Origin of the sequence: Streptomyces inusitatus (assembly GCF_014651115.1) — a bacterium.
Lineage (GTDB): Bacteria > Actinomycetota > Actinomycetes > Streptomycetales > Streptomycetaceae > Streptomyces > Streptomyces amakusaensis.
This window is the reverse complement of the sequence record NZ_BMWG01000020.1, coordinates 51559-69745: the sequence shown is the minus strand read 5'-3', so window position 1 is coordinate 69745 and position 18187 is coordinate 51559. Positions and strand designations below refer to the sequence as shown.

General features: G+C 72.0%; 16 protein-coding genes and 1 pseudogene. 12 read left to right on the top strand and 5 right to left on the bottom strand.

Features of this window, described 5'->3' with window-relative positions:
* Positions 1-4 precede the first annotated feature (4 nt).
* Together IE247_RS25310 and IE247_RS25305 are read left to right on the top strand one after the other, a co-directional pair.
* Entirely contained in the window at positions 5-949 is a 945-nt protein-coding gene (locus IE247_RS25310; protein WP_190125577.1) for an aldo/keto reductase, read from the top strand.
* Positions 950-966: 17 nt separating this feature from the next.
* A complete protein-coding gene (locus tag IE247_RS25305) occupies positions 967-1296 on the top strand; it encodes a hypothetical protein (protein ID WP_190125576.1) in 330 nt (109 codons plus the stop codon).
* 4 nt (positions 1297-1300) lie between these two features.
* Here IE247_RS25305 and IE247_RS25300 read toward each other — a convergent pair whose 3' ends face one another.
* The 5 genes from IE247_RS25300 to IE247_RS25280 form a co-directional block, all read right to left on the bottom strand.
* On the bottom strand, positions 1301-2050 hold the full coding sequence (locus IE247_RS25300) for a rhomboid-like protein (protein WP_229869342.1): 750 nt from the start codon (positions 2048-2050) through the stop codon (positions 1301-1303).
* Between the two features lie 197 nt (positions 2051-2247).
* A complete protein-coding gene (locus IE247_RS25295; RefSeq protein WP_190125575.1) occupies positions 2248-3111 on the bottom strand; it encodes a geranyl diphosphate 2-C-methyltransferase in 864 nt (287 codons plus the stop codon).
* A gap of 15 nt (positions 3112-3126) precedes the next feature.
* Positions 3127-4209: an isoprenoid biosynthesis enzyme family protein gene (locus tag IE247_RS25290; protein ID WP_506005041.1), complete on the bottom strand. Its 1083-nt coding sequence runs from the start codon at positions 4207-4209 to the stop codon at positions 3127-3129.
* Between the two features lie 88 nt (positions 4210-4297).
* Complete coding sequence (locus IE247_RS25285; protein WP_190125574.1) at positions 4298-5710, bottom strand: family 2B encapsulin nanocompartment shell protein; 1413 nt, start codon at positions 5708-5710, stop codon at positions 4298-4300.
* Positions 5711-6026: 316 nt separating this feature from the next.
* Positions 6027-6617, bottom strand: coding sequence for a TetR/AcrR family transcriptional regulator (locus tag IE247_RS25280; protein WP_190125573.1), 591 nt, complete (start codon positions 6615-6617; stop codon positions 6027-6029).
* Positions 6618-6924: 307 nt separating this feature from the next.
* Here IE247_RS25280 and IE247_RS25275 point away from each other — a divergent pair, with 307 nt between their 5' ends.
* The 10 genes and pseudogenes from IE247_RS25275 (at position 6925) to IE247_RS25230 (ending at position 18142) form a co-directional block, all read left to right on the top strand.
* Positions 6925-8115 carry an agmatine deiminase family protein gene (locus IE247_RS25275; protein ID WP_190125572.1) on the top strand — a complete coding sequence of 397 codons (1191 nt, stop codon included), beginning with the start codon at positions 6925-6927 and terminating at the stop codon, positions 8113-8115.
* 61 nt (positions 8116-8176) lie between these two features.
* Positions 8177-8632: a GNAT family N-acetyltransferase gene (locus tag IE247_RS25270; protein WP_190125571.1), complete on the top strand. Its 456-nt coding sequence runs from the start codon at positions 8177-8179 to the stop codon at positions 8630-8632.
* Between the two features lie 170 nt (positions 8633-8802).
* Positions 8803-9544, top strand: a pseudogene (locus IE247_RS25265) (Type 1 glutamine amidotransferase-like domain-containing protein).
* 147 nt (positions 9545-9691) lie between these two features.
* Positions 9692-10873 (top strand): serine hydrolase domain-containing protein, encoded by a 1182-nt coding sequence (locus IE247_RS25260; protein WP_190125570.1) that lies wholly within the window; start codon positions 9692-9694, stop codon positions 10871-10873.
* 102 nt (positions 10874-10975) lie between these two features.
* Positions 10976-11404: a spore germination protein GerW family protein gene (locus IE247_RS25255; RefSeq protein ID WP_190125569.1), complete on the top strand. Its 429-nt coding sequence runs from the start codon at positions 10976-10978 to the stop codon at positions 11402-11404.
* 96 nt (positions 11405-11500) lie between these two features.
* A complete protein-coding gene (locus IE247_RS25250) occupies positions 11501-12955 on the top strand; it encodes a hypothetical protein (RefSeq protein ID WP_229869341.1) in 1455 nt (484 codons plus the stop codon).
* Positions 12956-13092: 137 nt separating this feature from the next.
* Positions 13093-13836, top strand: coding sequence for a thiamine pyrophosphate-binding protein (locus IE247_RS25245; protein WP_190125568.1), 744 nt, complete (start codon positions 13093-13095; stop codon positions 13834-13836).
* A gap of 50 nt (positions 13837-13886) precedes the next feature.
* Complete coding sequence (locus IE247_RS25240) at positions 13887-14786, top strand: transketolase family protein (protein WP_190125567.1); 900 nt, start codon at positions 13887-13889, stop codon at positions 14784-14786.
* Positions 14787-15139: 353 nt separating this feature from the next.
* Positions 15140-15340 (top strand): thiazolylpeptide-type bacteriocin, encoded by a 201-nt coding sequence (locus IE247_RS25235; RefSeq protein ID WP_190125566.1) that lies wholly within the window; start codon positions 15140-15142, stop codon positions 15338-15340.
* Positions 15341-15448: 108 nt separating this feature from the next.
* The gene (locus tag IE247_RS25230; RefSeq protein ID WP_190125565.1) at positions 15449-18142 is read left to right on the top strand and encodes a lantibiotic dehydratase; all 2694 of its coding nucleotides are present in this window, start codon (positions 15449-15451) and stop codon (positions 18140-18142) included.
* The last annotated feature ends 45 nt before the right edge of the window (positions 18143-18187 follow it).

Here is an 18187-nt window from a genome sequence, read left to right as displayed (position 1 = left end):
CCGCATGACATCGCTGCGCTCCCTCGCCTCCTCCGGTCTCCAAGTCTCCCCGCTCGCCCTCGGGGGCAATGTCTTCGGCTGGACCGCCGACCGGTCCGGCACCTTCGCCGTCCTCGACGCCTACACCGCCGGGGGCGGCAACTTCATCGACACGGCCGACTCCTACTCCGCCTGGGCGGAGGGCAATCGGGGCGGTGAGTCGGAGACCCTGATCGGCGAGTGGCTCACCGCGCGCGGCAACCGCTCCGACATCGTCGTCGCCACCAAGGTCGGCGCCCACCCCGAGTTCAAGGGGCTGTCCCCGGCCACCGTCAAGGCGGCGGCCGAGGCCTCCCTGAAGCGGCTGAACACCGATTACATCGACCTCTACTACACCCACTTCGACGACCCGTCCGTCCCCGTCGAGGAGATCGTGACCGCCCTCGACGAGCTGGTGCGCTCGGGCCGGGTCCGGGCCGTCGGGGCGTCCAACATCACCCCCGAGCGTCTTCAGGAGTCCATCGACTTCTCCGAACGTGAGGGCCTGGCCCGCTACTCCGTCCTCCAGCCCCACTACAACCTGGTCTCCCGCGACACCTACGAGGGCGCTCTCCAGGACACCGCCGCCCGCGCCGGCATCGCCGCCGTCCCCTACTTCGGGCTCGCCTCGGGGTTCCTCACCGGCAAGTACCGGCCCGGGACCACCGTCGACAGCGGCCGCTCCGGCACGGCCGCGGCACATCTGGAGACCGAGCGCGGCCGGCGGGTCCTCGCCGCTCTCGACACGGTGGCCGCGGACCTGGACACTGAGATCGCGACGGTCGCCCTGGGCTGGCTCGCCTCCCGCCCCACGGTCGCCGCCCCGCTCGCCAGCGCCCGCACCCCCGAACAGCTCTCCGCGCTCCTCGCCATCGACGGCCTGGAGCTGACCGAGGCCCATCTCTCCCTCCTGACCGAAGCCTCCGCCTGAAGAAGCGAGGACGTTCAGTGGTCGCGTTCCAAGCAGCTTTCCTCCTGCTCCTGGCCGCTCAGGCCGTGCTGGTCGTACGGAACAGCCGCGGCTGGAAGCTGGAGTCGGCGGTCACCGCGGGATTCGTCCTCGCCCTTCTTCTCGCGCCGCCCGACGGCGACTGGGAGCTGATGGAGACGGCGGTCAGGGTGTACGTGGCGGTGGGCGTCGCCCCGCTCGCGGAGAGGGCGCTGCTGAGGACCGGAGCGTCTCGGGAGACGCTGGAGGACGTCCGCGCCCCGCGCTTCTGGGCGGCGGCGGCAGCCTGTGCGCTGCTGGCCGCCCTGATCGCGCGCGTTCCGCTGTAGGCAGTCAGTCGCGTGCCGTGCCGTCGCCACCCCGCCGGCGGCGGCGGAAGCTCTCCCGTACCCGTCCGAGCGTTTCCCCCGGGTTCCAGGCGGGGCCCCGGTGGCGTACGAGCGGATAACAGGCCAGGCCGATGAGGACGGAGGTGAAGTGGCCGAGGTCCGTGAAGGTGCGGCCGACGATGAGCGGGGGGCCGTAGACGGCCAGGACCCCCACCAGATAGCCGTATCGCCAGGGTGCCGCGATGCGGTACGTGAGCACGGCGACCACACCCGCGAGCGCGTAGCTCACTCCGACGTCGAGGGTGTTGACGGCCGAGTGCGGCGCGAGGCCGTGGCGGATCGCCCACAGCAGGGCGCCCTCGCTGACGAGGGTGGCCAGCACATGGGCGGCGACGGCGACCGTGAGCCAGCGGAGGGTGCCGAGCCAGCGTTCGGCCTGCGCGTGGAAGACGGAGTACAGGACCGCGTAGGACAGCCAGCCGCCGCCGTCGATCCAGAAGGCGCTGGAGATCAGGACCCGTACCGGGTGGGTCGACAGCTCGTGGATATTGGTCGAGCGCTGCCGGAGGAAGGCGGTCTCGAACTCTTGCGACATATGGTGCATGAGGACGGTGGTGACGAGCAGGGCCGCCAGCCAGACATAGGCGCCCGGCGCACCGCGCACATAGCGCCGGGCGCGGGCGGTGTATCCGCGGACGGCCGCGGCCAGGGTGCCGGCCCGGCGGGTCAGGGCCGGGCGGGAGAAAAGGCGCATGGACAGATTTCCGCATGCTCCCGGCCCGGACGACGCGATTGAGACGGCATGTCAGACGGCATGTCATCCGAAGCTCTCCGCCCTCGGCACCCGGGCCCCGCCCTGGACACAAGGCCGCCCGGTGCCCCACGAGGGACACCGGGCACTGTTGCGGAGCCGCAGACGGTCCGAACTCGACCAAAAGAGAAACAGTCTGATCAGATACGGTCGGCCGCGATCAGAAGGTACTGGAAGGAGCCGTCCTTGTAGGAGTTGAGGAACGCTTCCTCGATCCCCGTGACCAGGGACGAGGTGGCCCGCAGCTCCCAGTAGGGCAGGGTCGCGGCCGTGAGGTCTATGACGGCCTGCGGTACGAGACGGTTGTCCGACATGGCCCGCAGATACTCACGGCGGGAGTGAATGTTGCATTCGAAGTGCGCGTTGATCTGCGAAACCCACTTCGAGGGCTGGCCGTAGACCGGGTTCCAGCAGCCCGTGATGGTGACGTACCGGCCGCCGGGGGCGAGGATGCGGGAGTGCTCGGCGAAGAGGTCGTGCAGGTCGACGTACATGCTCGACTCGTTGTTCCAGGAGGCGGCCGCCTGCCCGGTCGTGAAGGGCATGTCGAGCATGTTGTGGACATGGGCCTGGACGGACTTCTCGATGCCGAGTTCACGGGCGCGCCCGTTGGCGAAGTCGGCCTGTTTGGCGGAGAGGGTGACGCCCGCGACATCGCTGCCGAATCGCTGATGGGCCATCACCATGGAGCCGCCGCGACCGCAGCCGGCGTCGACGAGCAGCTCGTCGGGGCGCCTGGGGCCGAGGTGGTCGAGGAGGAGTTCGGCCTGCGCGGACTCCAGCCGGTGCAATTCGGCGACCAGCTTCTTCTCCCGGTCGGCGGCGTCGGGGGCCCCCAGGGCGGCGTGGTCGACGTCGCCGATGCCGTAGTGGTGGTGGTAGAGGCCGTCGACATCGCCGAGACGCAGATTGACGGGTCTGGCCTCATGGTCCCAGTAGCGGGCGATATCGCCCTGGTAGGGCGTGGCGGGGGCGGGGACGGTGGTGATGTCTTGCACGGACACGGGTGTTTCCTTCCCCTACCAGAAGTCTGGCAGGCTGTAGCGGTAGGTGTTGTTCTGGTGCCAGTGGTGATTGCCGTCGACCCAGACGGCCACCCCGCGCAGAAAGCGCGCCACGGCCGGGTGGGGACAGGCCGCGAGCAGGGCGGCGGCCTCGGCCTCGAAGCCGTGCATGAGCTCGTTGTGGATCTCGACCGCCTTCAGATACGCCTCGCGTTCGGTGCGCTCCTCGCGTTCGGCGATCACCACCGGCAGGTTGAGATGCCGGTCGGGACCGGCGAGTTCCTTGGTGTACGAGTACAGGTCGTTGACGATGGTGGTGGCGTTCGAGGCGAGCGCGATGACCCGCTGCATGGCGGGCTGGGCGTGGAGGTCGGCGGGGAGTTCGTACCCTCCGACGGTGTCGGTGATCGTGGGGCAGGGGCGGAAGTTGTTGTGCTGACGCATCGCCAGGTACTCCCACACCTCGGGGGTGTGCTCCGTCTGGTCCCAGGCGGCCTCGGCGAGATATCCCAGATGCAGCCGGGCGATGTCGTGCCGGAACCGGTCCCGCTGGGAGGCCGTGGCCGCCTGGAGGAAGTGGTCCATGGCGGAGCTGTAGGCCCGCCGGGGAGCGTCCGCCCGGAGCGACTCGGTCCACGGCTGCGCGTACTCCCGTACGGTGTGCAGCGGGTCGATGGCCGTGTGGGCCAGCAGCAGCCGCCCGCCGAGGCCGATGGGCGAGCCGCCGTGGTCCTCGCAGTAGTAGTCGTCGACCGCGTTCTCGGCGACCATCAGCCGGGCGGCGATCATGAGATGGTCGACGGTGGGGGCGTCGGGATGGCAGATGGCCATGTAGCGGCCCACACCGAACCCGTCGAACTGCTCCTCCCATTCGGGGGGATACAGCTCGATCTCGTCGATCGCCCAGGTCTTCGCCCTGCGATCGACCTCGGCCACCCGCTCGGGGTCGGGCTCCGCCACCGGGTGGTGGTAGAGGCCCGGGACCGGGCTGCCCGTCCGCGGGGACGCGGGGGCCTCCTCGCGTCGCGCCAGATGCAGGCTTGCCGTGCCCAGACCGCTCGGGCCGCGCAGAATCCGTCGCATGGCTTCGGTACTCATGACCGCACCACTGCTCCTTGGGTGAGGTGGTCCTACGGGCGCACCGGGCGGGCCCCGGAGGGCCGTGCCGGTGCCGCCGCGCTTCCGGTCAGCCGCTGGTACGGGCGATCTGTACGTTCTCCAGTACGCCGAGCGCGTCGGGGACCAGCACGGCCGCGGAGTAGTAGGTGGTGACCAGGTAGGAGATGAGGGCCTTGTCGTCGATGCCCATGAAGCGCACCGACACCCCCGGCTCGTACTCGTCCGGAAGGCCGGTCTGGTTGAGGCCGATCACTCCCTGGTTGTCCTCGCCGGTCCGCATCACCAGGATGGAGCTGGTGTTCTCCTTGGTGATCGGGATCTTGTTGCACGGCAGGATCGGGACGCCGCGCCAGGCGGGCACCTGCTGTCCGCCGACGTCGACATGGTCCGGGTAGAGACCGCGGGAGTTGAACTCACGGCCGATCGCCCCGATGGTCCTGGGGTGGGCGAAGAAGTACTTGGAGCCACGGCGGCGGGTGAGCAGCTCGTCGAGGTCGTCCGGGGTGGGCGGGCCCGAGTGGGTCTGGATCCGCTGGTTGAAGGCGGCGTTGTGCAGCAGGCCGAACTCACGGTTGTTGACCAGCTCGTACTCCTGGCGCTCCCGCAGTGCCTCGATGGTGAGCCGGAGCTGCTGCTCGGTCTGGTTCATCGGCTTGTTGTAGAGGTCGGCGACGCGGGTGTGGACCCGCAGCACCGTCTGCGCGAGGGAGAGTTCGTACTCCCTGGGCTTCAGTTCGTAGTCGACGAAGGCGCCGGGCAGCTCGGCCTCGCCGGTGTGTCCCGCCGACAGGGCGATCTCGGCCTCGCCCAGCCGGTTCTGGCGCTGCTCGGGGAGTGCGCTGAACTCCCGTACATGCGCCTGGAGACCGGGCGAACCGGCCGCCACGGCGGCGAAGTCGGCCCGGGAGAGGGTGAGCAGGGTGCCGGAGGTCTGTGCGACGGCCGTGTACTCCCAGGTCGCGTCGGGGTCCAGCAGCGCGCTCTGGCCGAACCGGTCGCCGTCGGCGAGTACGGCGGTCACGGTCTCGTTGTCGTACTGGCCGACGGAGATCTGGCTGATCCGGCCGTGCGCGATCAGATGGATCCGGTCGGCGGGGGTGCCGCGCTCCACCAGCGTCTCACCGGCGCGGAAGTCGTGCTGGGCACACCGGCCGGCGAGGGCGGTCAGCACATCGGGATCGTCGAAGCCGCGCAGCAGCGACAGTTCGCCGAGTTCCCCGGGGATCACCCGGACCTCCGCGCCCTCCTGCACGAAATCGATCCGGCCGTCGCCGACTGTGAAGGTCAGCCTGCGGTTGACCCGGTAGGTGCCGCCCGACACCTCCACCCACGGCAGCATTCTGAGCAGCCACCGTGAGGTGATCTCCTGCATCTGCGGGACGGACTTGGTCGTGGTGGCGAGGTTGCGGGCAGCGGCTGTGCTGAGGCTGCTCTGCGAGTGCTGCGGCTCTGGGCTGGTGTGGCTGGTGTCCACGGTCATGGGCAGAGCTCTCCTTCAAAAGGGCGGCGTTCGGCGCGAGGCGCGCGTCGGCCGGGTGAGGAAGGGGGAGGAGGAGGCACCTGGGAGATCCCTTGGGTTCCCCTGCAGGTACCCGAGAACCGTAGGCTCTGGCGCGCCCGTTCAGCCATTGGAACGCAGCGATCATCCCTCGATACGGTGAACTTGATCCACTTCTCGGGATTTACCTCTTGACCTGGTGGTATAGGGCTCTCAGCTGCTTATGCCGATGCTTCGGCCCACCGCCGTCGGCGCGGCAGGGGCCACGGTGACGGGCGGGGCCGGACGTATGGGACGGTCAGTTCTTCCGGGGTGTGGCGAGCCCGGCGAGTTCGGCGTCGATCGCGCCGCGCATCAGCTCCCGGGCGTGAGTGATCTCAACGCCACCGCTGAGCCAGCGCATGCTGAGCCCCTCCAGCAGGGCGGTGAGGCGTTCGGCGGCGGCCGCGAGCGAGGGGGCCGGAGCCGTCGGCCGGACCTGGCCCAGCAGGGCGGCGACCTCCTGGACCCACACCAGGGTGGATCTGGCGAGATCTTCGCGCAGCACTTCGTCGAAGACGGCGCTCGCGCGCAGCTCGCCCCAGGCCGAGCTGTTCTCCCGCACTTCCGCGGTGTCCTGGAGTTCGAGCAGGAGGGACTCCTCCAGCTCCTCCCGGGGAGCGAGCGGCGGGGCGTCCGGGTCGCGGTCGGCGGTGTAGCGCTCGGCCCGGCCGCTGATGAACTCAAGGGTCTGGCGCAGTACGCCGGTGCGGTCCTTGAAGTGGTAGTAGATCAGGGCGGTGGAGACACCGGCCTCCGCGGCGAGCTCCTCCACGCGCAGCCCTCGGACCCCGCGCCGGGCGATCACCCGGGCGGCCGCTTCGAGGATCTGAGTGCTGCGAGACGCCATGACCCGCACCTTACCGGGGCGTAGCGGGGCGGACGCATGCGGCCCGTCACAGGGCGTACGGGCCGGTGACGGGCGGCTCGGCCGGGCCTTCCATGGTTTGACTGAATTTTCAGTCAGTGTCAGAGTGGCGGCACATGGCCGCGCCGCTCCGCCCTCCGTACCGCCCATTCGCGGGGGTGAGCGCGCACCCTTGTCCCAGGCGCCCGGGCCGCCGCGGCTCACGCCGCGCTCCCGCGCCCGTTCCGGGCGGATGCGCTCGCTTCTGGGCGGATGCGCTCGTTCCGCCAGTTCCACGATCGGAGTCCCCGTGTCGAAACCCTCCCCCACCCGCCGGACCACCCTCCGCGCGCTCGCCGGGCTCGCCGGATTCGGCGCGGCGGCCTTCGGTACCGCGGCCTGCGGCTCGTCCTCGTCCTCGCCCTCGTCGGGCACCGCCGCGCGGTCCAGCGCCGCTGTCGACTCCCCCCGGCAGGTCTCGGCGGGACCGGCCCGCCGGCTCGGGGCCGAGTGGGAGAGCCACACCCGTACGTTCATGTCCTGGCCGGCCCTGTCCTCGGTCTGGGAGGAGGACCTGCCCTATGTGCGCGAGGACATCGCGCGGGTGGCCCGGGCCGTCGGCGAGTACGAGGCGGTCGTGATGATGGCCCGGCCCTCCCAGGTGAGCGCGGCCCGGCGGGCCTGCGGCTCCCAGGTCGAGGTCGTACCGCTGGCCGTCGACGATCTATGGGCGCGCGACACCGTCCCGGTGTTCGTCGAGGAGGCCGGCGAGGTGATCGGCGTCGACTTCAATTTCAACGGCTGGGGCGACAAGCAGGAGCACAGGAATGACGCCCTGGTCGGCCGAAAGGTGCTGGAGGAGTACCGGATCCCCCGGGAGCGGGCCCCGCTGGTGTCCGAGGGCGGCTCCTTTGAACCGGACGGGGAGGGCACCCTGCTGATCACCGAGAGTTCGATCGTCAATGTCAACCGCAACCCGGGGAAGAGCCGGGACGCCATCGAGGCGGAGCTGAAGCGGACCCTGGGCGTCGAGAAGGTGATCTGGCTGGCGGGCGTGCGCGGGGAGGACATCACCGACGCCCATGTGGACAGCCTGGTGCGCTTCACCGAGCCCGGTGTGGTCCTGCTGGACCGCGCCCACCCCGGCACCCCGCCGGACTCCTGGTCGCGCTCCGCCGACCAGGCGAAGTCCGTCCTGTCGAAGGCGACCGACGCCCGGGGCCGACGCTTCGAGGTCATCGACCTCCCCCAGCCCGACCTGCGGAGAATCACCGGCGAGGGGGACGACTTCCTGGCGAGCTACGCCAACTTCTACATCGCCAACGACGCCGTCTTCATGCCCCGGTTCGGCGACCGCAAGGCCGACAAGCGCGCCCGCTCCATCCTCCAGGAGCACTTCCCCGACCGGGACATCGTGTGGGTCGAGATCGACACGATCGCCTCGGGCGGCGGCGGCATCCACTGCGCGACCCACGACCAGCCCGGCAGGCCCGCCGCCTGAGCCGCCCGCCCCGCACACCGGTTCACCCGCCTGAAACATATTTTCGACAGAATCCCCCGACATGAAACTGAAACAGGTCGAATGGGCCCACCCGGACGCCGTCGCGCTGCGCGCGCGCCAGCGCGCCGAGATCGCCGAAAGATACGGCACCACGGACAGCGAGCCCGGGGTGGCGCCCTCGGCCGCGGACATGGTCGCGTTCTTCGTGGCGTACGAGGACGACGGCACCGCCGTCGGGTGCGGCGGGCTTCGCTATCTGGGCGAGGGGATCGGCGAGGTCAAGCGCATGTACGTCACCCCGCCCCGACGCGGCTCCGGCGCGGCCCTGCGGATTCTGCGCGGGCTGGAGCGCTGGGCCGCCGAACGGGACTGGGTCCGCCTCCGTCTGGAGACCGGCGACGCCCAGCCCGACGCCGTCCGCTTCTACACCCGCTCCGGTTACGAGCGGATCCCGAACTTCGGCGCCTACGCCGGCGTGGAGAGCTCCTGGTGCTTCGAGCGTCCCCTTCCGACCTGACCGGGGTTCCGCCGGTCCGGGGGTACGGGGGGGGTGCCGAGCAGGTCCTCGTGGTGAGGGCCCGGTGGAGGGCGTCACCGCCCGGCGGGCCGGACGAGCACGGCTCCGTGCGGGGAACGCACCGGTGGGCGGGGGATTCTCCGTGGGCGTGCGTCGATAGGATCGTGACCATGACAGCTGCGGAACCGACCATCGTCGCGACCTCCGGAGGGCACCGGGTCGGGGACCGTACCAGGGTGGTGTTCGACGCCCTGGTGCATCATGCGGTCGACCTCTCCGGAGTACATGGCCGACGCCCGCGCATCATGTATGTCGGTACCGCCATCGGGGATGCCGAGCACTTCACATCCCGTATGACCGAGGCCGCGCGGACGGCGGGGTTCGATCTGACGCCTCTTCACCTGTTTCCCATGCCCAACCTGGAGGATGTCGAGGGCTCGGTCCTCGACCACGATGTGGTCTGGGTCATGGGGGGGCTCGGTGGTCAATCTGCTGGCGGTGTGGAGGGCGCACGGCCTCGACCGCGTCATGCGCCGTGCCTGGCAGTCCGGCGTCGTGCTCAGCGGGGTCAGCGCGGGTTCCCTCTGCTGGTTCCGGGGAGGTGCCACCGACTCGTTCGGGCCCGAGCTGCGCCCGGTCACGAATGGGCTCGGGTTTCTGCCGTACGGCAACGGTGTGCACTACGACTCGGACCAGGGCCGGCGTCCGCTGATTCACCGGCTGGTGGCGGAAGGCACTCTGCCGACGGCTCACTGCACGGATGACGGAGTCGGTCTGGTCTACCGCGGAACGGAGTTGGTGGAGGCGGTGGCGGAAGTGCCGGGACGAGCGGCCTATTCGGTGAGACGCGACGGGAACAGAGCCGTGGAAGAGCGCATCGAGCCTCGCAGGCTGCCCGCTCCCAGGCTTTGAACCTCGCCGGGGAAAGGGGCGCGGGAGGGGCTCCGGCCCTGGCGGCCGGGTTCCGCTTCGGTCGGTCGAGTGAACCGGGGCCCGGTCGGGGGGCCGTCCCGGCGTATCGGCGGACAGCCATCGGAGGCTCGCGGTACAGCTGGCGGTATGTCGATTCTTGCCGCCGTCGCGACCGTCGCGCTGCTTGTCTCCGGGCTGCCGACCGAGGCCACGGTGCCGGTGCCGGTGCCGGTGGTGAGCGAACTGGACGGGACGCTCCGGGCCGTCCATGAGGCGGGCGCGTTCGGCGCCTACTCCGCCGTCCGTGACCGCGGCGGGCTCTGGAGGGGCGCGGTTGGTGTCGCCGATGTCCGGACCGGTCGGCCGACCCACCCCGGTATGCATCATCGTGTCGGCAGCGTCACCAAGACGTTCACCGCTGTCGCCGTGCTCCAGCTCGTCGGGGACGGCCGTATCGGCCTGGACGCGGCCGTCGCGGATCATCTTCCCGGCCTCGTGGCCGACGGCCTCGATCCGGCGGTCACCGTCCGCATGCTGCTCAATCACACCAGCGGCATCGCGGACTACTACCGGATCGTGTTCCCGGGCGACTCCCCGACCGCTCTCGACGAGAACCGGTTCCGCGGGTTCCGCCCCGGGGAACTGGCCGGGCTGGGTCTGGCGGCCCCCGCGACCGGCGCCCCCGGCGAGCGCTACCGCTACTCCAACACCAACTACATCCTCGCCGGGCTGCTGCTGGAGCGGGTGACGGGGAAGGACGCGGAGCGGCACATCACCGACCGGGTCATCCGCCCCGCCGGTCTGGAGAACACCTACTTCCCCCGCACACCGTTCATCGAGGGGCCGCACTCGCGGATGTACGACTCGCTGTTCGGCCTGATCGACCCGCCCCGCGACTACTCCGTGTACAACATGTCCTGGGCCTGGACCGCCGGTGCGCTGATCTCCACGACGGACGATCTGACACGCTTTCACGCCGCCCTCTTCGGCGGCGAGCTGCTGGCCCCCGCCGAACTCGCCGAGATGCTGACGGCCGTCCCCATCGGGGATGCGCCGCCGTATCTGCCGAGCAGCGGCCTCGGCGTCCAGACCAGAAAACTGAGCTGCGGCGCTTTCTGGGGGCACGACGGCGGCACCACCGGTGCCTACACCCTGGCGTACGCCAGTGCCGACGGCGAACGCCAGGCGTCCGTCGGCATCAACCGGCTGGGCTACCAGACCCTCGACGAGGAGGGCTGGATCGAGCCGCACCCCATCGACACCGCGCTCCTGCGCCATCTGGACCGTGCCCTGTGCGGCGGCGACGGGCCGAGAGGGCAGACAGGCTGAACCGCTCGTCCGTCGACGGCCGTTGCCGATACCGGCCGGAGGTGGGCAGGATGGCGGGCACGGCCGTGTCACCCGCCTGACACAGCACCTCAGGAGGAACCGATGACCGCACCGGACGACACGCCCCGGCCCACCCCGCCCGCGAGGACGACAGCCCCCCACACCTCGGCCGGCCAGCTGGATCGGCTGGCCGACGAGATCAGCGGCCGGGCCTCGGTGACCATCGTCTACGGCGAGCCCGTCACCACCGGGGGCGTCACCGTCATCCCCGTCGCCGAGATCGGCTTCGGTTTCGGCTACGGCGGCGGTTCCGGGCACACCGCCGGAGCGGCCAGGACCGGCGAAGGCGGCGGCGGGGGCGGCGGAGTCAGGGCCCGGCCCTGCGGATTCATCGAGATCAAGAACGGCACCGCTGCCTACCGTCCGATCCGGAGCCCCTGGCTGAAGGTCGTCGTACCGGTCGCCGCTCTCCTGGCCGGTGCCGCCGTACCGGGAATCGTGCGCCGTCTCACCGGGCGCCGCCCGGGGTGAGCGGCCCGTCCCGCTGCCGCCGGACATCTCGCGCGACCCGCGCACCCCTCTCACCCTACGATCGCCCGGTACGGCCGGACGGAGCAAGGGGCGGGAATGCGTGAGGACGTACGTGAGGACGTGCGCGAGGACAGCGGTGACGGGACAGCAGCGGCGGTACGGCGGCTCGCGCAAGGCGCGCCGCTGAAGAGCGCGCTGGTCGCCGACGGTCCGGAAGGCTGGCTCGCGCTGGACGCGGGGGTACGGGAGGCGGCCTGGCACCGGCGGGGGTCCCGGCGGGAGTGGGGACTCGCCCTCCCGCTCCCCGCCGATCCGGCCCGGCTCGGCGAGTCCCGGCTCGCGCTCGCCCTCTGCCACCCCGACGGGCGGATCCGCGAGGCGGCGGTGCGTGGGGCGCGGGAATACCCCGGTCTGCTGCCGCTGGTCGTGATCCGCTGCGCCGACTGGGCCGAACCGGTGCGCGAGTACGCCCGGGAGCTGCTGCGCGAGGCTCTGGACGCGGAGACCGCCGTCGCCCTCGCGCCGCTGGTTCTGCGTGTCGGCCTCCGGGACAAGGGCGGCTTCGGCGTCGATCTGCTCGGGGAGGTCCTGCGCCGGGCGCCACGCGAACGGCTCGCCGCCCTCTTCGCCGACCCCGACCGCACCGTACGGCGGTTCGCTTACCGGTCGGCCGTCGAGCGCCGGCTGCTGGGCCCCGTCGAACTGGCCGGGGCGGCCGCACGGGACGAGGACACCGTGGTGCAGGACCTGTGCGCCACGGCGGCGCTCGCGGCCCCGGGCGACGCGTACGAGTACGAGTACGAAGAGGTGCTCGCACCGCTGCTGACGGCGCGGAACCCGCGTGTCCGTTCGGCCGGTGTCACCGCGCTGCGGCGGGCGGGGCGGCCGGAGCGGGCGGAGTCCTTCCTCGACGACCGGTCCGCGCTGGTGCGCGCCTGCGCCCGGTATGTCGTACGGCAGGGCGGCGGGGATCCGGCCGTCTGGTACCGGGAGCGGTGCACGGACCCGGACGGACCCGGGCTGTCGCCGGGGGCGGTCATCGGGCTGGCCGAGTGCGGAGACCGCGCGGAGGCCGGGCCACTGTGGCCGCTGCTGACGCACCCGGTGGCCGGGGTCCGGGCGCGGGCGGTGGGCGGACTGCGGGCGCTGGGCCTCGTGGACAGGGAGCGGCTGTGGCCGCTGCTCGGCGATCCGGCTCCCGGTGTCGTGCGCGAGACGGCCCTCGCGCTGCTGCCGTCGGCACGGGAACTGCCCGTCGGCCGGCTGCTGGAGCACACCGGGTCCGAGCGGCCCCGGCACATTCGGATCGCGGCGTTCCGGCTGCTTGACGCGTACGGCGGGGTGGTGGCGCTGCGAGCGGCGGTCGGGCTGCTGGCGGACCCGGACGAGGAGCTGCGCGTCCGGGTCGAGCGGTCGGTGCGGCGCTGGCGGGCTCCGGCGGGCGGAGCGGGCGGGGACGCGGAGGTGGGCGAGCTGCTCGACCGGTGCCGGGGACTCCTCGGGGAGCAGGTGCTGCGGCGGCGCAAGTGGGAGGCCGGACTGGGGCGGTGAGTCCCGCTCGGGGCCGACCGTGTGAGCCTCTCGGCGCACTCACGGCTGAGCCCGCCCTGCGGCGATTTCCGGGCAGGTTCCGGGCAGCACCGGAATCACCTTGACCTCAAGCGCACTTGAGGTTGGATCGTGGGGTCATGACGCAGACGACAGCGAACACGCGCCGCGGCGGAGGCACCGACCGCGGCTTCGACGACCTCGGCCGGCTGATGTCCCTGATGACCGGGGCGGAGAAGCACGGGCCCGCCGCGACCTCCACCCTGGACGCGCTGTGGGTGCTCTACGACCGGGTGCTGAGGGTGACCCCCGAGACGGCGGACGACCCGGACCGCGATCGGTTCCTGCTCTCCAAGGGGCACGGGCCGATGGCGTACTACGCCGTGCTGGCCGCGAAGGGATTCTTCCCCGAGGAGCTGCTGACCGGCTTCGGCGGCTACGACTCCCCGCTCGGCCACCACCCGGACCGGGTGCTGGTGCCGGGGGCGGAGATCGGCAGCGGGTCGCTGGGGCACGGGCTGCCGCTCGCCGTGGGCACGGCCCTGGGGCTGCGTCTCCAGGGGCGCGCCGACTCCCGGGTGTGGGTGCTGGTCGGGGACGCGGAGCTGGACGAGGGCAGCAATCACGAGGCGATCGCCCACGCGGGCCCGGCCGGGCTGGAGGCGCTGCACGCCCTGGTCATCGACAACGACTCGGCCACCCACGGCTGGCCCGGCGGAATCGCCTCCCGGTTCGAGGCGGCGGGCTGGTCCGCGGTGACCGTGGACGGGCGGGACCACGAGGCGCTGCACGCGGCGTACACCATGGCGCACCCCGGACGTCCGCACGCCGTGGTCGCCCGGGTCGAGCCCAAGCCCGACGAGGGCGAGCCGAAAGTCTCCTGAGCGCCTCACCGACCGACTGACCGACTGACCGACCGAGGGGGAAACCCACCATGGACACCATGCGCGACCGCTTCATCTCCACCACCTCCCAGCTGCTCGACGAGGACCCCCGGCTGGCCGTCGTGCTCGCGGACATCAGCTCCGACGGCTTCAGGCCCGCCCAACAGGCCCATCCGGACCGGGTGATCAATGTGGGCATCCGGGAGCAGCTGCTGATCGGCGTGGGAGGCGGCCTGGCGCTCACCGGGGTGCGGCCCGTCGTCCACACCTTCGCCAGCTTCCTGGTCGAGCGGCCCTTCGAGCAGGTCAAACTCGATTTCGGCCATCAGGGCACCGGAGCGGTACTGGTCAGCGCGGGCGCCTCGTACGACTGGCCGGCCGGCGGCTTCACCCATATGGCACCGGGCGATGTCGCCCTGATGGACACCCTGGACGGCTGGACCATCCACGTCCCGGGCCATCCGGACGAGGCCGAGGCCCTGCTCCGCGAGGCGGTCAAGGGCGACGACCGGGTGTACGTCCGGCTGTCGCTCCAGCAGAACGACCGCGCCCTCCCGGTGACGGGCGAGGAGTTCCTCACCCTGCGCGAGGGCCGCTCGGGGGTCGTGATCGCGGTGGGCCCGATGCTGGGAGCCGTGGAGGAGGCGGTGGAGGGGCTGGACGTCACCCTGCTGTACGCGACGACCGTACGGCCCTTCGACAGCGCCGCCCTGCGCCGGGCGGCCGGGCACGCCTCGGCGGACGTGGTGATCGTCGAACCGTATCTGGCGGGCACGTCCACCGCCGCCGCGAACGACGCGCTGCGCGATGTCCCCCACCGGATCCTCGGACTGGGAGTGGGGCGCGCGGAGCTGCGCCGCTACGGGCAGATGACGGAACATCTGACGGCCCATCGGCTGGACCCGGCCTCCCTGCGCCAGGACATCACCGGCTTCCTCGGCGGCCGCTAGGACCACCTGTCTGACTTTCGGACGCCGGGGGCGTTTTCGCGCCGTCAAACCGTAAGAAACATCTCGTGCGCGGTTCCGCGCGGCGAAAAACATTCGCCTCCGAGGCGGCGCGGAGGCCGAGTTTGCTTCCGGAACCGGGGAGGGAACGGGGCTCTGTCGGAAATGCGCCCGCCGACCGTCCTCACCTCGTGACGGGCAAATGGACAGTGCGACGACCGGCCATGTCCGGAAGACGTCAGCACTATGTCAAGTCCCCTCCCTGCCATCGGAGTCGGGGCCCTGGAGCTGATCTACGCTGCGAAAGCGGCGCACAGAGCCCGCGCTGTTCACTCTCACTCATCCGGGAGAAACACATGGCGCTTCGAGACACGGCCAGCTCCTTCGACCTCAATGGATTGGATCTCGGCGACATCACCGTCACCGCGATGCGCGACACAGCAGGAACAGGTGAATCCACTTATTCCCTGTCGTCGTCCTCCTCCACGTCCTGTATGGGATGCAGCGGCTGCGGCGGTTGCAGCGTGCAGAACCCGATGACGGCCGAGACCTACTGACACAGGCACGGTGAGGGCTTCCGCGGCACCGGGTCCCCCCTCGGGCGCCGCGGGAGCCACGCACCACGTCGGATTCGCCCTCCTCACGCGCCGTCGACTGGATCGATAGTGAAGCCGCTCCTCCCGGAACGTCAGAAGCCCGCGGCCCGAGCCGGCACCGGGCACACCGCCCCTGCTCCCGCCCCCGCCCCCCGGCTCGCGCCCGGCGCTCTGATCCGTACGAATCTGCTGAGCCTGCCCGCCGAGCCCCGGCCCGCCGGGGCGTTCCGCGCGGCTCTCGCGGAACTGGCGGCGCTGGAGCGGGAGTCGACGGCGCTCGCTCCCGCTCTCGGCGAGGCGCTGTACGCGAGCCGTGCGGGCCATGGGGAGGAGTTCCACCGCGAGGTGGTGCTGCCGCTGCGCCGCGCGGTGCACAACGGGCGGGATCCGAGGCCCGCCGTCCTCGGCGGGCTGGGGGATCTGCCCGACCGGGTGCCCGGGCTGAGCCGCTGGCTCGCCGCGCGGAGGCGGCGGGACGAGCTGCTCACGGCCCTGGAGGCCGGGACCGCGCCCGCGCTGGCCGCCGGGCGGGAGGCGCTCGCCGCGCTGTGCCGGGAGCCCGCTTTCACCCGGGCCGTCTCGTTCACCAGCGCCGATCTGCTGCGTGCGGTGGTGCGCGCGGGACAGGGCGGCCCGGACGACCGCAGGGCCCGGAAGGAGGAGGCGGGCGTGTTGCGGCACGCGATGCGCGCCGCCGCCCGGACGACCCCGCTCTCCTGGTTCACCACCGTCGGCTGGGGCGAGCTGCCGCCCCCGGCCGGGGAACCGCGCCGGTCCTGGAGCGGCACGGAGCCGCCGCTCGCCTCGGCCGGATCCGTGGTCCGGGTGAACCGGACCCTGGTGGAGACCCTGACGGCGGCGCTGACGGCGGATCCGGTCCGCCGCGCCACCCTGCCCCACCGCATGTGCAGCAGCCTGCGGCTCTCGGAGGGCCGCGCCGCCTTCGCGCGCTCCCGCACCGCCTTCACCTCGGCGCGCTTCCTCTCCGTCGAGGACGACGAGGTCGCCCTCGCCGCCGGGGAGCCGCTGCGCCGCCTCGCCGCCCTGTGCGAGACCCCCGCCACCCCCGGCGCGCTGGCCGGGGCGCTCGCCGGAGACGGGGAGCACGACGCGGCGCTCTCCTTCCTCGGGCGGGTGTACGACGCGGGGCTGCTCGTCCCCGTGCCGCCCGTCGGCCCCCAGGACCCGGACCCGCTGTCGCGGCTGGCGCACTGGCTCCGGGAGACGACCGGTTCGCCGCGGGACCGGGAACTGGCCGCCCGTATCGAGGAGATCGCGGAGGCCACCCGCGCCTTCGGGGCGGCCGAACCCCACCGCCGTACCGCCCTCCTCACCGGTCTCCGGGAGCGCTGGGGAGCCCTGCTCGACGAGGTGGGCCGTCCGGTGGGCGGCCCGGCGGGCAAGGACGCGGCGGCCGGACTCACCGTGCTGAGCGAGGACGTCGTCCTCAAGGAGCCGGTCCGGCTGGACGGCTTCCTCGGCGGCGCGGACCACGAGGCGCTGGGCGAACTGTCCGCGCTGACCGAACTCTTCGACCTCGGCCCTGTCGTACGCCGCTGCGTCCGGGACGGCTTCGTCGCCCGCTACGGCCCCGGCGGCGTCTGCCCCCATGTCTGGGACTTCGGCGCGGACGCGTACGAGGCCTGGCAGCGGGCCACCCGGATCGTCGGCAGCGGATCCCCGGACGCGCCGCCCGAGAGCGGTGCCGGACAGCTCTCCGCGCTCCGCTCCGAACTGGTGCGCGCCGTGCACCGGGCCCATGCCGACGGCGGCGGCGACCCCGGCGAGGACGTCGTCCTGCCGGCCGCCCTGGTCGCGGACCTCGTCCGCCGGACACCGCCCTGGGCGACCCGCCGCCCGGTGTCGTACTCCCTCTTCCTCCAGCGCGGGCACGGCGGACTGCTCTGTGTGAATCAGGTGTACGGCGGGTGGGGGCGCTTCACCAGCCGATTCCTGGACTCCCTGCCCCCGGCGGCGGTACGGGGGACGGCGAAGGCGGTGCTCGGGGCGCTCCCTCCCGGCGCGCGGGCCGCCCAGATCCGGCCGGTCGCCGGTTTCAACGCGAATCTGCATCCGCTCTTCGTCCCGGAGGAGATCGGGCCCGACCGCTCGTACACCTCGCTCGGCGCGGCCGATGTGGAGCTGTTCCACGAGATGAGCACCGATGAGGTACGAGTGCGGCTCAAGGACGGCGGCGAGCCGGTCGACGTGCTCTACGCGGGCGTGTTCACGCCGCTGCTGCTCCAGCCCAGGCTAGCGCCGCTGCTGACCGACCATCCGCACGGCACCACCGACTTCTCCGCCCTGGCCCCCCGGCGGATCACCCCCGTGCCCGGTGGCGATCTGGTGAGCACGCCCCGGGTGCGCCACCGCCATCTGGTGCTGCGCCGACGCCGGTGGCAGCTCGCGGGCGGCAGCGTCGCGGCGCTGCGGGCGGAACTCGCGGCCGAGGGCGGGGTGCCGGTGGCGACCGTCGCACGGTGGCGGGCGCTCCTCGGCGTACCCGATCGGATCTATCTGCACGCGGGGCCGCCCGCGCGGGGCGAGCGCGTGACGGAGGACGTCCTGCACGCTCTCGACCGGCCCAAGCCGCAGTTCGTCGATCTGGGGGACGCGCTCCATCTGCGCTGTCTGGGGAAGTGGCTGGCCCGGCACCCGGACGGCGCGGTGCTGGAGGAGGCGCTGCCCGCCCCCGGACCGGCCGGGGCCGGACCGGCGGTCGAGCTGGTGGTGGAGACCTATCGCGCCGGGCGGCCCGAGTGAACGCCGAGTCGCCGGGCACATCCGGCGGGACGAACCCGAGAGGAC

Coding starts and splice junctions, on each gene's coding strand:
- IE247_RS25240 (WP_190125567.1), top strand. CDS start 13,887: ATGGACACCATGCGCGACCGCTTCATCTCCACCACCTCCCAGCTGCTC.
- IE247_RS25280 (WP_190125573.1), bottom strand. CDS start 6,617: ATGGCGTCTCGCAGCACTCAGATCCTCGAAGCGGCCGCCCGGGTGATC.
- IE247_RS25270 (WP_190125571.1), top strand. CDS start 8,177: ATGAAACTGAAACAGGTCGAATGGGCCCACCCGGACGCCGTCGCGCTG.
- IE247_RS25285 (WP_190125574.1), bottom strand. CDS start 5,710: ATGACCGTGGACACCAGCCACACCAGCCCAGAGCCGCAGCACTCGCAG.
- IE247_RS25260 (WP_190125570.1), top strand. CDS start 9,692: ATGTCGATTCTTGCCGCCGTCGCGACCGTCGCGCTGCTTGTCTCCGGG.
- IE247_RS25290 (WP_506005041.1), bottom strand. CDS start 4,209: ATGAGTACCGAAGCCATGCGACGGATTCTGCGCGGCCCGAGCGGTCTG.
- IE247_RS25300 (WP_229869342.1), bottom strand. CDS start 2,050: ATGCGCCTTTTCTCCCGCCCGGCCCTGACCCGCCGGGCCGGCACCCTG.
- IE247_RS25245 (WP_190125568.1), top strand. CDS start 13,093: ATGACGCAGACGACAGCGAACACGCGCCGCGGCGGAGGCACCGACCGC.
- IE247_RS25310 (WP_190125577.1), top strand. CDS start 5: ATGACATCGCTGCGCTCCCTCGCCTCCTCCGGTCTCCAAGTCTCCCCG.
- IE247_RS25235 (WP_190125566.1), top strand. CDS start 15,140: ATGGCGCTTCGAGACACGGCCAGCTCCTTCGACCTCAATGGATTGGAT.
- IE247_RS25250 (WP_229869341.1), top strand. CDS start 11,501: ATGCGTGAGGACGTACGTGAGGACGTGCGCGAGGACAGCGGTGACGGG.
- IE247_RS25255 (WP_190125569.1), top strand. CDS start 10,976: ATGACCGCACCGGACGACACGCCCCGGCCCACCCCGCCCGCGAGGACG.